At 43.0% G+C, this 18,294-nt stretch carries 14 protein-coding genes, 1 pseudogene and 1 riboswitch; of the genes and pseudogenes, 5 read left to right on the top strand and 10 right to left on the bottom strand.

Annotated features, from left to right (window positions below):
* The 4 genes and pseudogenes from ACFVSH_RS06795 to ACFVSH_RS06780 form a co-directional block, all read left to right on the top strand.
* Positions 1-97: pseudogene (locus tag ACFVSH_RS06795) on the top strand (proline dehydrogenase); the annotation flags it as partial.
* 57 nt (positions 98-154) lie between these two features.
* Positions 155-1,696 (top strand): L-glutamate gamma-semialdehyde dehydrogenase, encoded by a 1,542-nt coding sequence (pruA, locus tag ACFVSH_RS06790; RefSeq protein WP_098372313.1) that lies wholly within the window; start codon positions 155-157, stop codon positions 1,694-1,696.
* Positions 1,697-1,863: 167 nt separating this feature from the next.
* Complete coding sequence (gene putP, locus ACFVSH_RS06785; protein WP_387603774.1) at positions 1,864-3,333, top strand: sodium/proline symporter PutP; 1,470 nt, start codon at positions 1,864-1,866, stop codon at positions 3,331-3,333.
* A gap of 133 nt (positions 3,334-3,466) precedes the next feature.
* Entirely contained in the window at positions 3,467-4,687 is a 1,221-nt protein-coding gene (locus ACFVSH_RS06780) for a PucR family transcriptional regulator (RefSeq protein ID WP_387705338.1), read from the top strand.
* A 179-nt stretch (positions 4,688-4,866) separates the two neighbouring features.
* Here ACFVSH_RS06780 and ACFVSH_RS06775 read toward each other — a convergent pair whose 3' ends face one another.
* The 7 genes from ACFVSH_RS06775 to ACFVSH_RS06745 form a co-directional block, all read right to left on the bottom strand.
* Entirely contained in the window at positions 4,867-5,091 is a 225-nt protein-coding gene (locus ACFVSH_RS06775) for a sugar diacid recognition domain-containing protein (protein ID WP_387603779.1), read from the bottom strand.
* An 81-nt stretch (positions 5,092-5,172) separates the two neighbouring features.
* Complete coding sequence (locus ACFVSH_RS06770; RefSeq protein ID WP_387705336.1) at positions 5,173-6,627, bottom strand: alanine/glycine:cation symporter family protein; 1,455 nt, start codon at positions 6,625-6,627, stop codon at positions 5,173-5,175.
* A gap of 73 nt (positions 6,628-6,700) precedes the next feature.
* Positions 6,701-8,353: a glycerol-3-phosphate dehydrogenase/oxidase gene (locus ACFVSH_RS06765; RefSeq protein WP_387705334.1), complete on the bottom strand. Its 1,653-nt coding sequence runs from the start codon at positions 8,351-8,353 to the stop codon at positions 6,701-6,703.
* 526 nt (positions 8,354-8,879) lie between these two features.
* The gene (glpK, locus tag ACFVSH_RS06760) at positions 8,880-10,370 is read right to left on the bottom strand and encodes a glycerol kinase GlpK (RefSeq protein ID WP_387603786.1); all 1,491 of its coding nucleotides are present in this window, start codon (positions 10,368-10,370) and stop codon (positions 8,880-8,882) included.
* A 21-nt stretch (positions 10,371-10,391) separates the two neighbouring features.
* Positions 10,392-11,216, bottom strand: a complete 825-nt coding sequence (locus ACFVSH_RS06755) for an MIP/aquaporin family protein (RefSeq protein WP_192206850.1) — start codon at positions 11,214-11,216, stop codon at positions 10,392-10,394.
* 226 nt (positions 11,217-11,442) lie between these two features.
* Positions 11,443-11,985: a glycerol-3-phosphate responsive antiterminator gene (locus tag ACFVSH_RS06750; protein WP_061465361.1), complete on the bottom strand. Its 543-nt coding sequence runs from the start codon at positions 11,983-11,985 to the stop codon at positions 11,443-11,445.
* Positions 11,986-12,148: 163 nt separating this feature from the next.
* A complete protein-coding gene (locus ACFVSH_RS06745; RefSeq protein ID WP_387705333.1) occupies positions 12,149-12,577 on the bottom strand; it encodes a hypothetical protein in 429 nt (142 codons plus the stop codon).
* A 166-nt stretch (positions 12,578-12,743) separates the two neighbouring features.
* A riboswitch (SAM riboswitch) is annotated at positions 12,744-12,845 on the top strand.
* A 271-nt stretch (positions 12,846-13,116) separates the two neighbouring features.
* Here ACFVSH_RS06745 and ACFVSH_RS06740 point away from each other — a divergent pair.
* Complete coding sequence (locus tag ACFVSH_RS06740) at positions 13,117-14,220, top strand: 5-methyltetrahydropteroyltriglutamate--homocysteine S-methyltransferase (protein ID WP_387705331.1); 1,104 nt, start codon at positions 13,117-13,119, stop codon at positions 14,218-14,220.
* A gap of 146 nt (positions 14,221-14,366) precedes the next feature.
* Here ACFVSH_RS06740 and ACFVSH_RS06735 read toward each other — a convergent pair whose 3' ends face one another.
* The 3 genes from ACFVSH_RS06735 to ACFVSH_RS06725 form a co-directional block, all read right to left on the bottom strand.
* Positions 14,367-14,888 (bottom strand): hypothetical protein, encoded by a 522-nt coding sequence (locus ACFVSH_RS06735; protein ID WP_387705329.1) that lies wholly within the window; start codon positions 14,886-14,888, stop codon positions 14,367-14,369.
* 243 nt (positions 14,889-15,131) lie between these two features.
* On the bottom strand, positions 15,132-16,232 hold the full coding sequence (locus ACFVSH_RS06730) for a CaiB/BaiF CoA transferase family protein (RefSeq protein WP_387705327.1): 1,101 nt from the start codon (positions 16,230-16,232) through the stop codon (positions 15,132-15,134).
* A 235-nt stretch (positions 16,233-16,467) separates the two neighbouring features.
* A complete protein-coding gene (locus tag ACFVSH_RS06725; protein ID WP_387603799.1) occupies positions 16,468-17,952 on the bottom strand; it encodes an amino acid permease in 1,485 nt (494 codons plus the stop codon).
* Positions 17,953-18,294 lie beyond the last annotated feature (342 nt).

The following is an 18,294-nucleotide window of genomic DNA, read 5'->3' as shown; positions in this document are numbered from 1 at the left end:
ACCATATGGTCTGGATTGGTATGGATACTTCATGAGAAGGCTTGCAGAACGGCCATCCAATATTGCCTTTGCCTTCAAAGGGATGGTCAGAAGCTAAATATACATTCAACATTATTAATGGCTACAAAAAATCTATTAAAAGGTGTGATTATCAATGATTTCATATAAACACGAACCATTTGTCGATTTTACAAACGAGGAAAACAAAAAAGCATATCAGGAAGCACTTCAAACTGTTGAAGGCTACTTAGGGCAAGACTACCCTCTTTATATCGGGGCAGAGAAAGTGACGACCGATGAGAAAATCGTTTCATATAACCCTGCAGATAAGCAAGAGGTCATCGGCCGAGTATCGAAAGCGAATAGGGATCTTGCTGAAAAAGCCATGCAGGAAGCGGTTACCGCTTTTGAAAGCTGGAAAAAAGTGAAGCCGGAAATCCGTGCTGACGTTTTGTTCAAAGCAGCTGCCATCATTCGCAGACGCAAGCATGAGTTCTCTGCGTTATTGACGAAAGAAGCGGGAAAACCTTGGAATGAGGCTGATGCGGATACAGCGGAAGCGATCGATTTCCTTGAATTCTATGCACGCCAAATGCTGACGCTTAAAGATGGTGTGCCAGTTCAAAGCCGTCCGGGCGAATTCAACCGCTATGATTACATTCCATTAGGGGTAGGCATCATCATTTCTCCTTGGAACTTCCCATTTGCGATCATGGCAGGTACAGCTGTTGCCGCTATCGTTACTGGTAACACAATTCTATTGAAACCAGCTTCTACTACTCCTATCGTTGCTGCGAAATTCGTTGAAGTGATGCTTGAAGCCGGTCTTCCAGCAGGTGTATTGAATTTCGTTCCGGGAAGCGGAGCCGAGGTGGGCGACTACCTGGTTGATCATCCTAAAACACGTTTCATTTCCTTCACAGGTTCACGTGATGTAGGTCTGCGCATTTACAAACGTGCTTCTGAAGTGAATGAAGGACAAATTTGGCTGAAGCGTGTCATTGCTGAAATGGGCGGAAAAGATACGATCGTCGTCGACAAAGAGGCAGATCTTGAATTGGCCGCTCAATCGATCGTGAAATCTGCATTTGGCTTCTCGGGACAAAAATGTTCTGCATGCTCCCGTGCTGTCATCGTAGAAGACGTATACGATCAAGTATTAGATCGCGCTGTTGAATTAACAAAACAGCTAACAGTTGGAAATCCTGTAGAAAATCATTTCATGGGACCAGTTATCGATCAAGCTGCTTTTGACAAAATCATGAGCTATATTGAAATCGGGAACCAAGAAGGACGCATTCTGACAGGAGGAGAAGGAGATAGCTCTAAAGGCTACTTCGTTCAGCCGACAATCGTTGCTGATGTCGATCCGCAAGCCCGCTTGATGCAAGAAGAAATCTTCGGACCAGTCGTTGCCTTCACAAAAGCGAAGGACTTTAACGAAGCTCTTGAGATTGCCAATAACACTGAATATGGTTTGACCGGGGCTGTCATTACGACAAATCGCCTTAACATGGAAAAAGCGCGCGAAGAATTCCATGTAGGAAACTTGTATTTCAACCGCGGCTGCACTGGTGCAATCGTAGGTTACCAGCCATTCGGCGGGTTCAACATGTCAGGAACCGATTCCAAGGCAGGCGGACCGGACTACTTGCAGCTTCATATGCAAGCCAAAACAACATCCGAAACATTTTGATAAGATTCGATTAAGCAATTTGAAAATGCTTTGAAACACACTATGGTTATGTATCTCCCATTAAGGATACGGAAACCAAAATGAGGTTAAATGGAGGAAGTGACAAATAGGTTGCTTCCTCTTTTAAAACAAAAAATTACTTATTTCAACCTGAAGGGAGTCTTCAAATGATAGATTACTCATTAATAATTTCGATCAGCATTTATATGGCGGGCATGCTGCTAATCGGATATTTCGCCTACAAAAAGACCTCCAATCTAAATGATTACATGCTTGGCGACCGGGGTCTTGGACCTGCTGTCACTGCATTAAGCGCAGGCGCTGCCGATATGAGCGGCTGGCTTTTAATGGGGATGCCCGGCGCCATGTTCGCAACGGGACTCAGTTCCATCTGGATCGTAATCGGCCTGACGCTTGGTGCCTATGCGAACTGGCTGTATGTTGCACCAAGATTGAGAACCTATACGGAAGTAGCCAATAACTCCATTACGATCCCCGCTTTCCTGGAAAATCGTTTTGGTGAGGGCTCGCGGATCTTAAGGTTCATTTCAGCATTGGTTATCCTGGTATTCTTTACCTTTTACGTTTCTTCCGGAATGGTGTCCGGCGGAGTCTTATTCCAAAGTACATTTGGCCTTGATTACCATACAGGTCTATGGATCTTGACAGGCGTCACCGTTGCCTATACTTTATTCGGCGGATTCCTGGCAGTAAGCTGGACAGACTTTGTTCAAGGACTGATCATGGTCGTGGCCCTGGTTCTTGTACCGATCGTCACACTTTTCCATGTTGGCGGTTTCGGTCCTTCCATAGAAACACCACGTTCCATTGATCCAGCCCTATTGAATATTTTCACAGGGACGAGCTTTTTAGGCATCATCTCATTATTTGCATGGGGACTGGGTTACTTCGGACAGCCTCATATCATTGTCCGCTTTATGGCGATCAGTTCTGTTAAGGAAATAAAGAAAGCCCGTACTATCGGGATGAGCTGGATGATTTTCTCCACTATCGGTGCGATGCTGACTGGATTCATCGGAATCACGTATTATTCCCAAAACGGTCTCAAATTAGCTGACCCTGAAACGATTTTCATTGAGTTAGGGGAAATACTATTCCACCCATTCATTACTGGTTTCTTGATTTCAGCCATACTGGCAGCCGTCATGAGCACGATTTCTTCGCAGCTCTTGGTTACTGCCAGCTCTTTAACCGAAGATATATACAAAACCTTCTTCCGTCGTTCCGCATCGGATAAAGAACTTGTCTTCCTAGGCAGGCTTTCTGTACTGATCATTTCAATCATCGCGCTTATTCTCTCTTGGGAGAAAAATGACACGATTCTTGGACTTGTCGGGTACGCGTGGGCTGGATTTGGTTCTTCATTCGGTCCATTGGTCATACTAAGCCTTTGCTGGAAACGCATGACAAAGTGGGGGGCATTAGCAGGGATGGTCGTTGGTGCTGCTACTGTCATTATCTGGTCCATGTCAGGATTATCAGATACGCTTTATGAAATGATTCCTGGTTTTGGCGCAAGCTTGATTGCTATCATTGTGGTCAGTCTTCTTACAAAGAAGCCATCAAAAGAAGTAGAAACGGATTTCGAAGAATTCGAAAGAACATTAAAACAATAATAAATCCCCTAAAAGGAACGGTATTTTTTCATATACCGTTCCTTCTTTGTTCTTGCCCCTATACACATCATAACTTTAAAAGTATTATTATACTAAGTTGTCCTACACTTCAAAAAACTACAGGGGGCCATATATGTCATTAGAAAAAATCCTGACTCTCACAAACATCAACGATATAACGGATATGGTCAGCACTTATTTAAAAAAACCAGTCGTCATCGAAAATGAACAATTTTTATTGCTGGCATATAGTTCATATTATATCGAACACTTCGACCAAGCCAATCGGCAAACCATCTTCACAAAGCATTGGCCGATTCCAATTCTGGAGAAATTCATGGATGAGGGCATTGTCGAACAGCTTAAAACCGTGGAGCATCCATTCAGGGTGAAACAAATCGAGGAAATCGGATTAAATCAAAGAGTCGTTGTGAGCGCCGTTCACAAAGGACAGGTCCTCGGATTCATTTGGGTCCAAGAAACGGAAATGATGACTGATTCCGATTTGGAATTTTTACATGAAGTTTCCCATCATATCGGCAAGCTCCTTTATCAGAAAAAACAGATAAACATAAAAAAAGATGAAGAAAAAAATGAGTTTTATCAAAAGGTCATTGACGAAGTCTATCAAACGGAAAATCAAATAAAATGGGAAGCCGCCAATATGAGTCTTCTCATTCCGGAAACTTTCCTTGTCAATGTCTTTACCATCGCTCAATCCGATGCGGAACATTTCGATGAATTATCGGATACAGTCAGCCTATTCGCCAATGCATTGAATCATTTTACACATGTATTCACAAACCAATTGAAGATCATCGTCTTGATTGGAAGCAATGGAAAAGGGAAAGACCTGCTTACCGATAGCGCCAATGATTTAACGAACACCGTTCTTTCCCAATTCAATGACAAAAAGGTATTTCCGGGTATCGGAAATGAGTACTCTTCCATTCTTCAATTAAGAAAATCCTATCTCGAAGCCCTGGAAGTGATCAACGCAGCCAAGTTCATCGGTGAACCTGAACAGCTTCCCTTCCAATATAGCAAGCTTGGGATTTTCCGTTACCTCGAAATGATCTCCAACCATCATACTAAAACGAATTATATCAATACGGATCTAGAGATTCTTCAAAAGAAGGACCAGGAAAGCCAAACCAAACTCCTTCAAACACTGGAAATATATCTGTTTAACAATTGCCGGATCAAACCGACAGCTGAACAGCTATACATCCATACCAACACATTGAAATATAGATTGAATCAAATAACCGATCTCACCTCAATCGATTTTGATGACTTTCATTCAAGAATGCAACTATACATCGATTTACAGCTTATAAAGCAGAGATCTTAAAGAGGTCCCCGGTTTTTGGGTTTGGGAGATTCAATAAGCCAAGGAGAGAAGAAACGCGGCTAGGTCTGCCGTTTTCCTCTCTCTCTTGATCAAACTGCTCCATCACCCGAATTCATCCCTTCTTCGTATATATAGAATTCCCCGTTTGAACACTTAATTCGACAAGTATCCCGTGATGCCTAATGTCCCAACATACTCCCCTGATATTTCAATAGGGATGGTGCTTCATTGTGAGTCATTTCCTTACGACGAAAAATGGCTCCAAGAGAAGCTTGATGCAATGTGCCGATTCTCGACTTATCGCTTGAACCAAGCACCATTCCGTCTTTATCCGTAATAAGTACATCATGGCCGATTACTTCACTGGTTATGTCCACAATTTCTTGAGCTAGTTTAGCTAACATATCATCCCCCCTGGTTATCGCAAAACTAAAAACCAGCTCTCAAATACCTTGAGCTGGTTTTTCATTTAAGCGCATTTTCCTTCAAGAAACGTTTTCCTTGTCGCCGGTGTATTCATGCTCCCAAAAATCGGCATTTTTTATGCCTAAAGCTTTCGGATTGAAAACTGGATCGACCCCTGCCTTCTTTTGCTTTTCGTAATCCTTTAACGCTATAAGCGCCGGTTTAGCCAGAATCAAAATGGCAATGACATTGAGCCACACCATTATGCCCAAGCCAGCGTCCCCTAATGCCCAAGCTAGCTCTGCCGTACGCACGGATCCGTAAAAACTGGCCGCCAGAATGATGATCTTCAAGGCGAACATGGCCCATTTACCATTCCGGTTGCGTATTAAATAGGCGATATTGGTTTCGGCAATATAATAGTAGGCCATGATCGTCGTAAAGGCGAAGAAGAAAAGGGCTATTGCAACAAAGCCAGCACCAAAACCCGGTATTACACTATCGATTGCCGCTTGTGTATACCCTGGACCAGGTGTTACATCGCCCAAATTATTGACGATATATGAACCATTTTCCGCTTGTGTATTATACATGCCTGTAAATAAAATCATGAAGGCCGTAGCGGAACAAACGAACAATGTGTCGATATAAACCGAGAATGCTTGGACAAGACCCTGCTTTGCCGGGTGTGATACTTCAGCCGCAGCCGCAGGATGAGCGCCTGTCCCTTGGCCTGCCTCATTCGAATAAACGCCGCGTTTCACTCCCCAGGCAATCGCCATGCCAATGATTCCCCCAAATGCAGAATCCAACCCGAAGGCACTTCTGAATATCAAAGAGATGATTCCTGGTAATTCAGCTATATTCAATAGGACGATGACAACAGATAGCAATATATAACCTAGAGCCATGAAAGGCACGATCAAGGTTGCAGCATTAGCTATCCGTTTTACACCGCCAAATATAATGAAGCCCAGTAAAAGGACGATCGCCAATCCAGTGATCACCGGGTTGATGCCGAATGCATTTTCCACTCCGGCAGCAATCGAATTGGATTGAACACCTGGCATAAGGATAGCCATGGCAACAAGTGCTGCAAATGCAAAGAGTACAGCAAACCACTTCCACCCTATCCCTTTTTCAATATAATAAGCGGGGCCACCCCGATATTGTCCATCTTGTTTGACTTTATAAATTTGAGCTAAAGTGGATTCCACAAATGCACTGGCCGCTCCTATGAAGGCGATGGCCCACATCCAGAATACGGCACCGGGACCGCCAAAGGCGATAGCCGTGGCCACTCCTGCAATGTTACCTGTACCGACCCGTCCTGAAAGTGCTATGGATAAAGCTTGGAATGAGGAAATCCCCGCTTCCGAACTTTTGCCTTGGAACATCAAAACGATCATTTCCTTAATGTGCCTCACTTGCAGAAAACGGGTTAAAATCGAAAATAATAAACCTACTCCCAATAAAATATAAATGACTGGCGTACTCCATAATACTCCATTTAAAGCCGTAATAAAATCTGACACAACAGGCTAGATTTACCTTCTAGAAATGAAAAAACGCCAGCGATGCCGCCGGCGTCTTGTTATTGCATATTGGTCAAGATACTCTAATCGCACCCGATATTTCCTGTTCCAATTGATTGGTTCTCTCCATTTTTGTTGATTCCGTCCATCCAAAATATCCAGCCATATAATCGATCACTGCATGTTTATGCTTTTGGACTAAATCAATATCGAATAATAGCGTCCCCGTCCTACGGAAGAAGAAATCCACTGGGGTTGCGGCCATTTCATGATCTAGTGCGTATTTCAGCTGTACGAACAATTTCTTTGGAAGGCCACTGCTTGCTCCTCCGTCTCCTTCGCCTTTCGCGATATCGAATATCACGGGTGCGTTGGACCCGTACATGGCCAATATCTCTTCGGTATCCTTAACTGCGAGTCCCGAGTCAATTCCCATTTGAATATGTTGCTTGATATAATCGGGAAAGTTTCTTGATCCCCCGACATCCCCTCCCGAAACCGGCATTCCTTTAGTGCTGCTGGCTGGGTAAGTTTTATTGGATTGCTGGGCAAGCTTCCCTGCCAAAAGGTCGACCGTCGTTTTGGCCATTTTGCGATAACCGGTCAATTTCCCTCCAGCAATCGTGATAAGGCCCGAATCGGACTCCCAAATTTCATCCTTCCTTGATATTTCAGAAGGATCTTTCCCTTCTTCAAGAATCAACGGCCTCACTCCAGCCCAGCTTGATTCAATATCGTCACCCGTAATGTTCACTTCTGGAAACATATAATGTATCGACTTTAATAAATAGGCACGGTCTTCGGACGTAACGGTCGGCACTGCAGGATCACCATCATAAAAAGTGTCCGTAGTCCCTACATAAGCCTTACCGGCTCTCGGGATGGCAAAAATCATCCTGCCATCAGGCGTATCAAAATAAAGCGCCTGCTTCAACGGGAATTTCGATTGATCGATGACCACATGAACACCCTTGGATAACTTCAGCGTTTTCCCTTTTTTCGATTGGTCCTTTTCACGAATGGAATCGACCCATGGACCTGCTGCATTAATAACTTTGTCTGCGTATATTTCATAAGAATCACCTGATAGTGAATCGGCAACTTGGACGCCGTTCACCTTGCCATTGTCATATAACAATTTTTCCACTTTTGTATAATTTATCGGTGTTGCACCTTTATCGACAGCCGCCTTCATCACTTCGATCGTCAGACGTGCATCATCTGTCCGGTATTCAACATAATAGCCTCCGCCCTTCAGCCCCTCTTTCTTAACGAGCGGCTCCCGCTTTAGCGTTTCCTCCGCCGAAAGCATTTTCCTGCGTTCAGCTTTTTTAACCCCCGCAAGGAAATCATATACCCGAAGGCCAATGGAAGTACTGAATTTCCCGAAGGTGCCACCTTTGTGCATTGGTAACAGCATCCATTCCGGTGTGGTAACATGCGGTCCATTTTCATAAACGATTTCCCGCTCTTTACCAACCTCGGCAACCATTTTTATTTCAAATTGCTTTAAATACCGCAATCCGCCATGAACAAGTTTTGTCGAACGGCTTGAAGTACCTGCTGCAAAGTCCTGCATTTCAACCAAAGCCACTTTCATTCCACGGGTCGTTGCATCCAGGGCGATCCCTGCACCGGTAATTCCCCCGCCAATGACAACCACATCATATTTCTCTTTTTTCAGAAGTTCGATCGTTTCTTCCCGATATATATTTGAAAACCTCATGCCTGACTCCTCCTTTAAGTATTGCATTCTATTTTTACGTGAATTCTGCGTTTACTCGTGAATTCGTGCGTTTTACTCGTGAATTCGTGCAGTTTACTCGTGAATTCACACGGTTTACTCGTGAATTCGCGCTTTACTCGTGAATTTGCTCGGTTTACTCGTGAATTCTGCACTTTTACTCGTGAATTCACACGGTTTACTCGTGAATTCTGCACTTTTACTCGTGAATTCACACGGTTTACTCGTGAATTCTGCACTTTTACTCGTGAATTCTGCACTTTAACTCGTGAGTTCACGCTATTTACTCGTGAGTTCGGTCATTCTATTCAATTGGTTCATTTGTTCGCATAGTTTATATAGATATTAATATCCCTAATCTGCCATTGAAAACAAAAAAGAGACCATAAATGACATTATCGAATTAACGATAACGCATTCATGGTCTCTCCTGTTCTCCGGCCGAGTTATTAACTTGATTTCATTATAGCATACTCCAGCTCGTTTGAGAAAGAATACACCTCGTTTTTTATTTAAATGCCATGGCGGCATGTACAGCTTTTTTCCAGCCTTCATATAATTTTTCACTATCTTGCTCTTCCATGGAGTGTTTAAAGGTTTTGTCTACTGCCCATTGCCGGGAGATTTCTTCTTGATCCTTCCAATACCCGACAGCAAGGCCAGCTAAGTATGCAGCACCTAATGCTGTAGTTTCGTTTATGGTCGGCCTCTCGACGGGCACCCGTAATAAGTCGCTTTGGAATTGCATCAGGAAGTCATTCTTGACTGCCCCGCCATCCACTCTTAATGTCTGGAGCTCGATTCCTGAATCCGCCTCCATTGCATCAAGGACATCCTTCGTTTGATATGCCAATGATTCAAGTGTGGCACGAATGAAATGTTCTTTGGATGTGCCGCGCGTCAAACCAAAAACGGCTCCCCGCACTTCGCTGTCCCAATATGGGGTTCCAAGTCCTACAAAAGCCGGTACCACATATACTCCATCCGTACTTTCCACCCGTTTTGCATAGGCTTCGCTGTCCTTGGCATCATGAAGCATCCGCAGGCCATCGCGCAGCCATTGGATTGCGGAGCCCGCTACGAATATGCTGCCTTCCAATGCATATTCGACCTTTCCATTCAGTCCCCAGGCAAGTGTCGTCAATAGTCCGTGTTCGGAACTGACAGCCTTGGCTCCTGTATTCATGAGCATGAAACAGCCTGTTCCATACGTATTTTTAGCCATTCCTTCATTAAAGCAGGCTTGGCCGAATAATGCTGCCTGCTGATCACCGGCTGCCCCGGCGATCGGAATCGATTGGCCGAAGAAATGATATTCGATCGTACGTGCATATTCTTCAGAGGAAGGCCTTACTTCCGGCAGCATCGATTTTGGTACAGTCAATATCTCGAGCAGTTCTTCATCCCATTTCAGTTCATGGATATTGTACATCAATGTCCGGGATGCATTGGAATAGTCCGTTACATGAGCCTTTCCTCCTGATAGCTTCCAGATCAGCCAAGTATCGATGGTACCGAATAACAGCTTGCCTTCATCCGCCTTTTGCCGGGCCCCTTCGACATTATCGAGGATCCATTTCACTTTCGTTCCGGAAAAATAAGCATCTATCAACAATCCCGTTTTATCCCGGAATAGATCATTAAGTCCCTTTTCCTTCAAATCATCACAGATTTCACTTGTTTGCCTGGACTGCCATACAATCGCATTATAGACAGGGGTACCTGTTTCCTTATCCCAAACGACTGCCGTTTCACGCTGATTGGTGATCCCGATCCCGGCAATTTGCTCTGGCTTTACACCGGATTCAGATAGTACTCCGGCAATGACTGCCAGGATCGATCCCCAAATCTCATTAGCGTTATGCTCGACCCAGCCTGGTTTAGGGAAATGCTGCGTGAATTCCTTTTGGGAGGAATGGACGATTTCCCCCTTTTCGTTAAATAAAATCGCCCGCGAACTCGTTGTTCCTTGATCTAATGATAAAATGTATTTTTCCATTGTGTATGCCCCTCCTTTTAATTAACTGGCAATATTTCTGCTTTCCATTTCATGTGACTGTTTTTTACCAAATGCATAGGCTAATATCAATAGTACCAGGCTTGCACCCAAAACAGACCAAAATCCTGCTGTTATTTCTCCCATAAAGAACGCTTTATAACAAACGGCACCAAGTGAACCCCCAATAATCGGTCCAACGACCGGAATCCATGAATAGCCCCAATTCGAATTGCCCTTCCCCGGTATCGGCAGCAAAAAGTGAGCGATGCGCGGCCCCAGATCGCGGGCCGGGTTAATCGCGTATCCTGTCGTTCCGCCAAGTGACATCCCGATCACGACAATCAATAACCCGACAGCGAATGGGTTTAGACCCTCCGTAAAATGATTGGCACCTATAAATAATAAACCAAGAATAAGGATGAAAGTTCCAATCATCTCACTTAATAGATTTGAAAATGTGTGCGGGATTGCAGGTGAGGTCGCGAACACACCAAGCTTCGCTCCTGGATCATCCGTAGCTTTCCAGTGTGGCAAATAGTGCAGGAATACTAAAGTTGCTCCAAGGATTGCGCCAATCATTTGGGCAACGATGTAACCAGGCACATCACTCCAAGGAAATTCCCCAATAATGGCAAACCCCACTGTGACTGCCGGGTTTAAATGCGCCCCGCTTATGGAGCCCACTGCAAAAACACCCATGGTAACAGCCAATCCCCACGCAATCGTGATAACGATCCAGCCGGCATCTTTTGCATAGGATCCCTTTAAGGATGAACCAGCCCCAATGCCTGCTCCGAATAAAACTAATATCATCGTACCTAACACTTCTCCCCAAAATGGAGTCATGAATAAAACCCCTCCCCTGATAATTTTTTAAACCTTACCAACAAATAAAGGAGATTCACAGCAGAACTATCCTCATAATATAAATTATGAATAGATCTGTTGTGAATCTCCTAGTCTCCGTCACATCTATTAACTTGTACTGTAAAATATACTTGTTTATGAAAACGCTGTCAATAATTTGTGAGGAATTTATCTATTTTTCTGTATTTTTTTTCAATTTCCCCTATTAAACGATATCCCATAATTCAGTTTTGGAAGTGGTGATTGACGATGCTCCAGCATCGAGGGCATTCAGGACTTCATCCGAAGTACGAATGAGGCCACCTGCAAAAATCGGTGTCTGCAATCGTTCCTTCACTTCTTTTATCATCCATGGCATGGCGCCCGGCAATACTTCGATATAATCCGGCTTGGTTTTCTGCACCAGCTTATAACTTTTCTCAAGCGCATGTGAATCTATTAAAAAGATTCGCTGGATGGCAATGACCCCCTTTTGCTTCGCCTTCAATATAACGTTTGATTTAGTCGAAATCAGCCCATATGGATTATATTCCTGACAAATGAATTCTGTCGCGTACTCATCACTTCTTATGCCATGGATCAAATCGACATGGTATATCATTTTCTTATTATGTTGCTTGGCCATCATACTTACGTTTTTCAATTGTGATATATGCAAATCAAGAAACACACCTATTTCATAGGAACTCTCTAAAAATCTTTCGAAATCCTTCATGCTTGCTGAAGCAGGCAAAATCTTCTGATCCATCATTATCCTCCTCATTCCCAGAAAAACTCAAAACTTCAAGTCATTTAGTATATTTTAAAGAGCTTGATTTATCAAACACATTTTTTATGACCCATATCACCATAACACTATCATACCTGGCACTCCCTTTATAGTTTTCGGCTAAGGATGTATGTAAACTCGATCATAAAGTAAGTTTCATTTTCAATGCACCTTCGACGAGTTCATACGATTTAATTGTGCCAACGGGAATTTTTCTCACGATGTTCCAGGCATTAACATTCATTTTGATCGTTCTTTTTTCAAATTCAAAAAATGGCGGTCTGTTAAATATCCTTTGGTTTATGAATTTCCTGTCAATTGGTTCCATTTCCACTAATTCAAATAAAATCGTTCTTTTTTCCACAGAAACCGGTTTTAATGTAATCCGGAAAGCTACGTTTTTCTTAAACATCATTTTTTTCACTTCCGTCGTTCCGGAAAGCACGATATGTTTTGGCGTAATCTCGACTTTAATATCCTGACCATCTGATTTCCTTCTTATGATTTTCTCTATCATGGCTTCAGTTAAAGTTATCGTTATGCCATTTTTGAATGGACTGAATGTACTCATCCTTGCATTCCCCTCCTGCCGCTCATATGAATCTTCGGTTATAGCATATGCCGGGTTCCCTGATGTAGTAACACATATCAATAATCTGTATATTCAAAATCTTCCACCTTCAACCCTTGACCTTTATAAAAACTACCTGTATAGTCATAATTAATTTAATAGACAACTCTTATCCAGAGAGGTGGAGGGACTGGCCCTTTGATGCCTCAGCAACAGACTGATCATGTACTGTGCTAATTCCAGAAGTGTAAAAACTTGAAGATAAGAAGAGTGTATAGCTTGGTTGCCAACACCTCTTCTTATTTTTAAGAAGAGGTTTTTTATTTTTGGCTCTTTTCGTAAAGATTGTTGTTTTTAAAATGAAACGATTTAAGGTTGATTGGAGCGGAAGTGCGAGACTCCTGCGGGAGCAGCGGGACAGGTGAGACCCGCGGAAGGCGGGCATCTGGAGGGGAAATCAACCACACCACATTACTTGGTAAATGGCAACAAAGTATGCGAAAACAGCCTTATTTTTAAAAGGAAAGAAGGAATGCAACATGTCCATCACATTAACGAAAGCACCATTCAAGGCCGATCACGTCGGAAGTTTATTAAGACCAGAACGTTTACATGTTGCCAGAAAGCAATTTAAGGAAGGTACCATTTCAGCAGAGCGGCTTCGTGAAGTTGAAACCGAAGAAATCAATCGGATTGTCGAAAAACAAATTGAAGTTGGATTGGAAGCCGTGACGGACGGTGAGTTCAGACGTACATGGTGGCACTTTGACTTCCTCGAACATTTAAATGGAATCGAGGGATATGTGACTGAAAAAGGGCTCACGTTCGATGGTGTGGAAACAGAGAGATATAACGTTCGCAATACCGGGAAGGTTTCATTCAATCCTGAACATCCTTTCATTCGTGACTTCATTGAATTGAACAAAATCGTGAACGGACGCGCCGTTGCCAAGCAAACCATTCCCAGTCCGAATCAATTATTTGCTGTAGGCATTCATAATGAAGACATCTACCCTGATATTGAAGACTATGCAAATGATATCATCAAAGCATATCAGCATGCTTTGAAGGCCTTTTATGAAGCTGGTGTGCGTTATCTTCAATTGGATGATGTATATATTGCCAGACTTTCAGCTCCGGATTTTCAGTTCAAAGATGGAAAATATACGAGGGAACAGTTAATCGATCTTGCACTTCGCGTAATTAATGGCGCATTGGAAGGCAAACCAGAAGACCTTGTCGTCACAACACACCTATGCCGTGGGAACTACCAGTCGACTTGGGCATTTGAAGGAAGCTATGCCCGTATCGCCCCAACTTTATTGGCTAAAGAAAAGGTGGATGGATTTTTCTTGGAATATGATGATCAACGCTCAGGGGATTTCAAACCATTGGAATACATTCCAAATGGCGGTGCACAGGTCGTACTGGGTGTCGTCACTTCAAAAAATGGGGAAATTGAAGACAAGGAAGCTGTTAAGGCACGCATTAAAGAGGCCTCGCACTTCGTTCCTCTCGAACAATTATGCTTAAGCCCGCAATGCGGCTTCGCCTCCACCCATCACGGCAACAAGCTGACCGAAGAACAGCAATGGGAAAAGCTGAAATTCGTCGTTGATGTAGCAAAAGAAGTATGGGAATGATTTTTTAGCGGAGACTTTAATCCATTCGAACAATCTAATCGGCATCAATATAAGCGTGCCGATTAGGTTTATAATAAAAAGCGTAAAAGACATTCTTCCAAAAATCCGAGAACAAAAAAAAGAACGGCCACCAGCACGTCCCTTTTTTACTTGCAGCTATCATCATCCATTTTCTTCACAAATATATCATCCGTCACCCTATCTTCCAGCTTGTTCCTCAAGGCCAATTCCGCGGCCTTCCCATCACTAGGCGACCCGTCCGAGAAATACATCGGAAACAACGAGAAGAACATAACATAGAAAGAAAAATAGATGAATTGATACCAGACCACCGAGCTGTCCAGGATATCCTGATACACTAAGCTATAGATGATCAGCATGCTGACTAAATTAAAGATAGCCCCTCCTAAATAGATCAGCGTATTCGTCAATCGATTATCATGTTTCAATCCCTTGAACTCGCAAGTCCCATTCCAAAAATAATATTTCCTCACCTCTATGTTCCGAAAGGCGAAAAGCTTATTGCCACAACCGATCAAGATTTTCTTTTCTGATCCCCCAAAGATCGTGACAAAAAAAATATGCCCGCTCAAATGTATCAGCGTAACGATCGGCATGATCAAAAAAAAGGAAAATAGAAATTTGATGATATCAGAGAGACCAAACATGTTTATGCAACCCTCCTTACCTGAGCAATTTCCTACTTGATGCTACTCTGATACCCTGCCCACATTCGTTATAACTAGTAAATTTTCACAGTAGCGATATATCGCTTACCACAAGTGCTATTGTTCTCCTTCTGCTTAATCCGGGTTGTTTCCAGGTTTTTGGCCTGACTCCAGCTTAATTCAAAGAAACAGGCTACCTCCTTCCGAAAAAACTCGGAAAATTGATAGCCTTAACATCTTCTTTTATCGATTGGGGGTGTGAAGAATTTCTGCGTTGTTTTGTCCTGGCCTCAAGCCTGCATGTTTATATTCAGGGGTGAAAACCGATGTTTTGATCGGGCAAGCGATTTGCTTCTGGACATTTCCTTTTCCGTCCGGTACCTTGACGATCATTCCCCTCTCCTTCAATTGGGGGTGTTCGGCCGCTTCAGTGAAGGTTAGAACTGGTTCTGCGCAGGCTTCGAAATCAGCGAATATTTCCTGCCATTCATGAAAATCCCGTTCAAGGAAAGCCAGTCGGACGGCCGTTTTAAACCTGATTCCGCTTTCTTCATCACTTTTGGTGCTCAGTTCATACAATTCGGGTGCACTGATCGCTTCACATAATGCTTTTCGAAAAGGGGGCTCTAGGCTTCCTACCGAAAAATAGCGTCCATCCTTCGTTTCGTAAAAGTCATAAAAGGATCCTCCGTTCAACATCAGTTTTTCTGGTTCAAGCTCGAGGCCCCCTTGTAAATTCAGGGGTGCGGAGATGGCATTCAACGCAAAACTGCAGTCGGTCATGCTGATGTCGATGGCTTGGCCGAATCCCGTTCTTTCCCGGTGAATGACTGCAGATAATATACCGATAACAGCATGCAGGGATCCTCCGGCAAGATCTGCTATTTGGGTTCCGTTTTTTGCCGGGCCGTCCTTTTTTGTACCGGAATAGCCTGATAAGCCTGCAATCGAAATATAATTGATATCATGTCCCGGTCGGTCTTTATAGGGACCGGTCTGGCCGAAGCCCGTGATGGAACAGTAAATCAGCTTCGGATTGATCCATTTTAATGCCTCATATCCTAGCCCTAGGCGTTCCATGACACCTGGACGGAACTGTTCAATGACGATATCGTATTCCTTCACTAGATTTTTTACGGATTCAATGGACTCAGATTGTTTCAAATCAAGTGTGATCGACTTTTTCGATCGGTTAAGATATTGGTTCACACCCCATGAATCCGTTGCTCCCGGCCTCTCTACCTTCAAAACATCCGCTCCTAAATCCGCTAGCATCAAAGTGGCAAATGGGCCTGGCAGTAACGTTGAAAAATCCAATACTTTTAAATGAGTCAATAATGTCATCAGCCGTGCACCTTCCCTTTCCATTGGAAATAGTAAAAGCTTTCCCCGTCGTTCAGTACATGCAATTATGCAGAGTTTACGATTATCATATAACACCGCCTGTCATTTTTGTATAAATTTCCATTTAATAAAAATAAAAATCCAGGAATCAGCTTCCTGGATTTTGTTAATGAACACAAGTAAAAGCCGGACAATTTAAAATTACATTGTCCGGCTGATTTTACTTTAAGCTTGTTCATTCATATTTTTTGTCAAAATCAAATTCTACTTCATCAATTTTAACGAATTTAGTTTTTCTTACCAGTTTATAGCCAAACCATAGACCAAGGAAAAGCGGGATTCCCAGGTATGCAGCTATAACACTGCCCCAATCGATGTGATCTGAGAAAAATGCTTGGATATTTTGGGACAGGATGACAATCATGCCAATTAAAATGGCAAAGATCGGTCCAATCGGAAACCATAATGCCTTATATGGCAGCTTCTCCAATGAATGGCCTTGAGCGATGAATGCTTTCCGGAAACGGTAATGGCTGATGGAAATGCCGAGCCAAAAGATAAATCCTGTAATTCCAATGGCATTCATTAACCAAATATACACTTTACCATCCCCGAATATGGAGGCTAAAAAGGCCAGCATGCCGATGGAACATGTCAAAACCATGCCTGCAACCGGTACTCCGCGTTTATTAAGTTTTGCAAAAATGCGCGGTGCTTGTCCATCTTTTGCCATTGAGTATAACATACGCGTTGATGCATATAGGCTTGAGTTACCTGCAGATAATACCGCGGTTAAAATGACGGCATTCATAAGCGAAGCGGCAAAGGCCACTCCAGCCTTTTCAAAAATGAGCGTGAATGGGCTTACCATGACGTTATCACCTTGTAAACTTGAGTTCGTATAAGGGATAAGCAGCCCTATAACAAATATTGCAAATACGTAAAAAAGCAAGATTCTCCAGAAGACACTCTTAATGGCCTTCGGTATATTCCGTGCAGGATCTTCACTTTCCCCGGCAGCCACACCAACAATTTCGGTACCTTGAAAAGAAAAGCCAGCCGCTATGAACACGATGAAGACACCCATGAACCCACCCGGGAAAGGAGCGTCATCGACGGTGAAGTTTTTAAAACCTACTGCTTCGCCGCCCATAATGCCGACGATCATTAGCAGCCCGACGATTATAAATATAACGATGGCTGTAACCTTTATGAAGGAAAACCAATATTCCCCTTCACCATATCCTTTAACGGATAAATAATTCAAAAGGAAAATGAGCACCAAGAATGATGAACTCCATAACAATGATGGACTATTCGGAAACCAGAATTTCATGATCATTGTCGAGGCTGCCAACTCTGCCGCTATCGTCATCGACCAATTGAACCAATACGTCCATCCCAAGGCAAAACCAAATGCCGGATCGACGAATTTCGTTCCATAAGTACTGAATGAGCCGCTTGTCGGCATAAAGGCTGCCAGTTCCCCTAAGCTCGTCATCACAAAGTAAACCATTGCCCCAACTAAGGCATATGCAAGTAATGCGCCGCCTGGCCCAGCTGTATGGATGGCTGCCCCGCTGCTAAGAAACAGCCCGGTGCCAATAGCCCCGCCAATGGAAATCATCGTTAAATGGCGGGATTTTAAACCGCGTTTTAGTTCTTGTCCTTCTTGCTGCGGAGGATGTTGAACGATGTCATGTTCTTGTTTTGGTATCATAATTTTCATCCCTTTCTATATAAGCGCTTTCATATATGGGAAATCCATTTAATAAATTTTCCTATTTCATAGACTTTCAAATAGATCTAATTTACAATTCGAATTCCTTTTCTGAATATATGCAATTTTCATGCCAAATTTATAAAACGCAATATTCAACAAATAAACAAAAAAAACGCCCTTAATAGACAAAATATTTTGCACTTTACGCCACATTTTTTTGCACATTATGCCATGTTTTTTTGCACTTTTATTCATTTGGTTCAATTTACATACATTCCAAATATTACTATAAGAATATATTCAGAGAATATTTCTCCCAAAAACCATTTTTCTCCATTT

This window comes from Peribacillus sp. NPDC058002 (assembly GCF_042886655.1).
GTDB lineage: Bacteria > Bacillota > Bacilli > Bacillales > DSM-1321 > Peribacillus > Peribacillus aracenensis.
The sequence above is the reverse complement of the archived record's forward strand: the minus strand, read 5'-3'. Positions and strand labels throughout refer to the sequence as shown.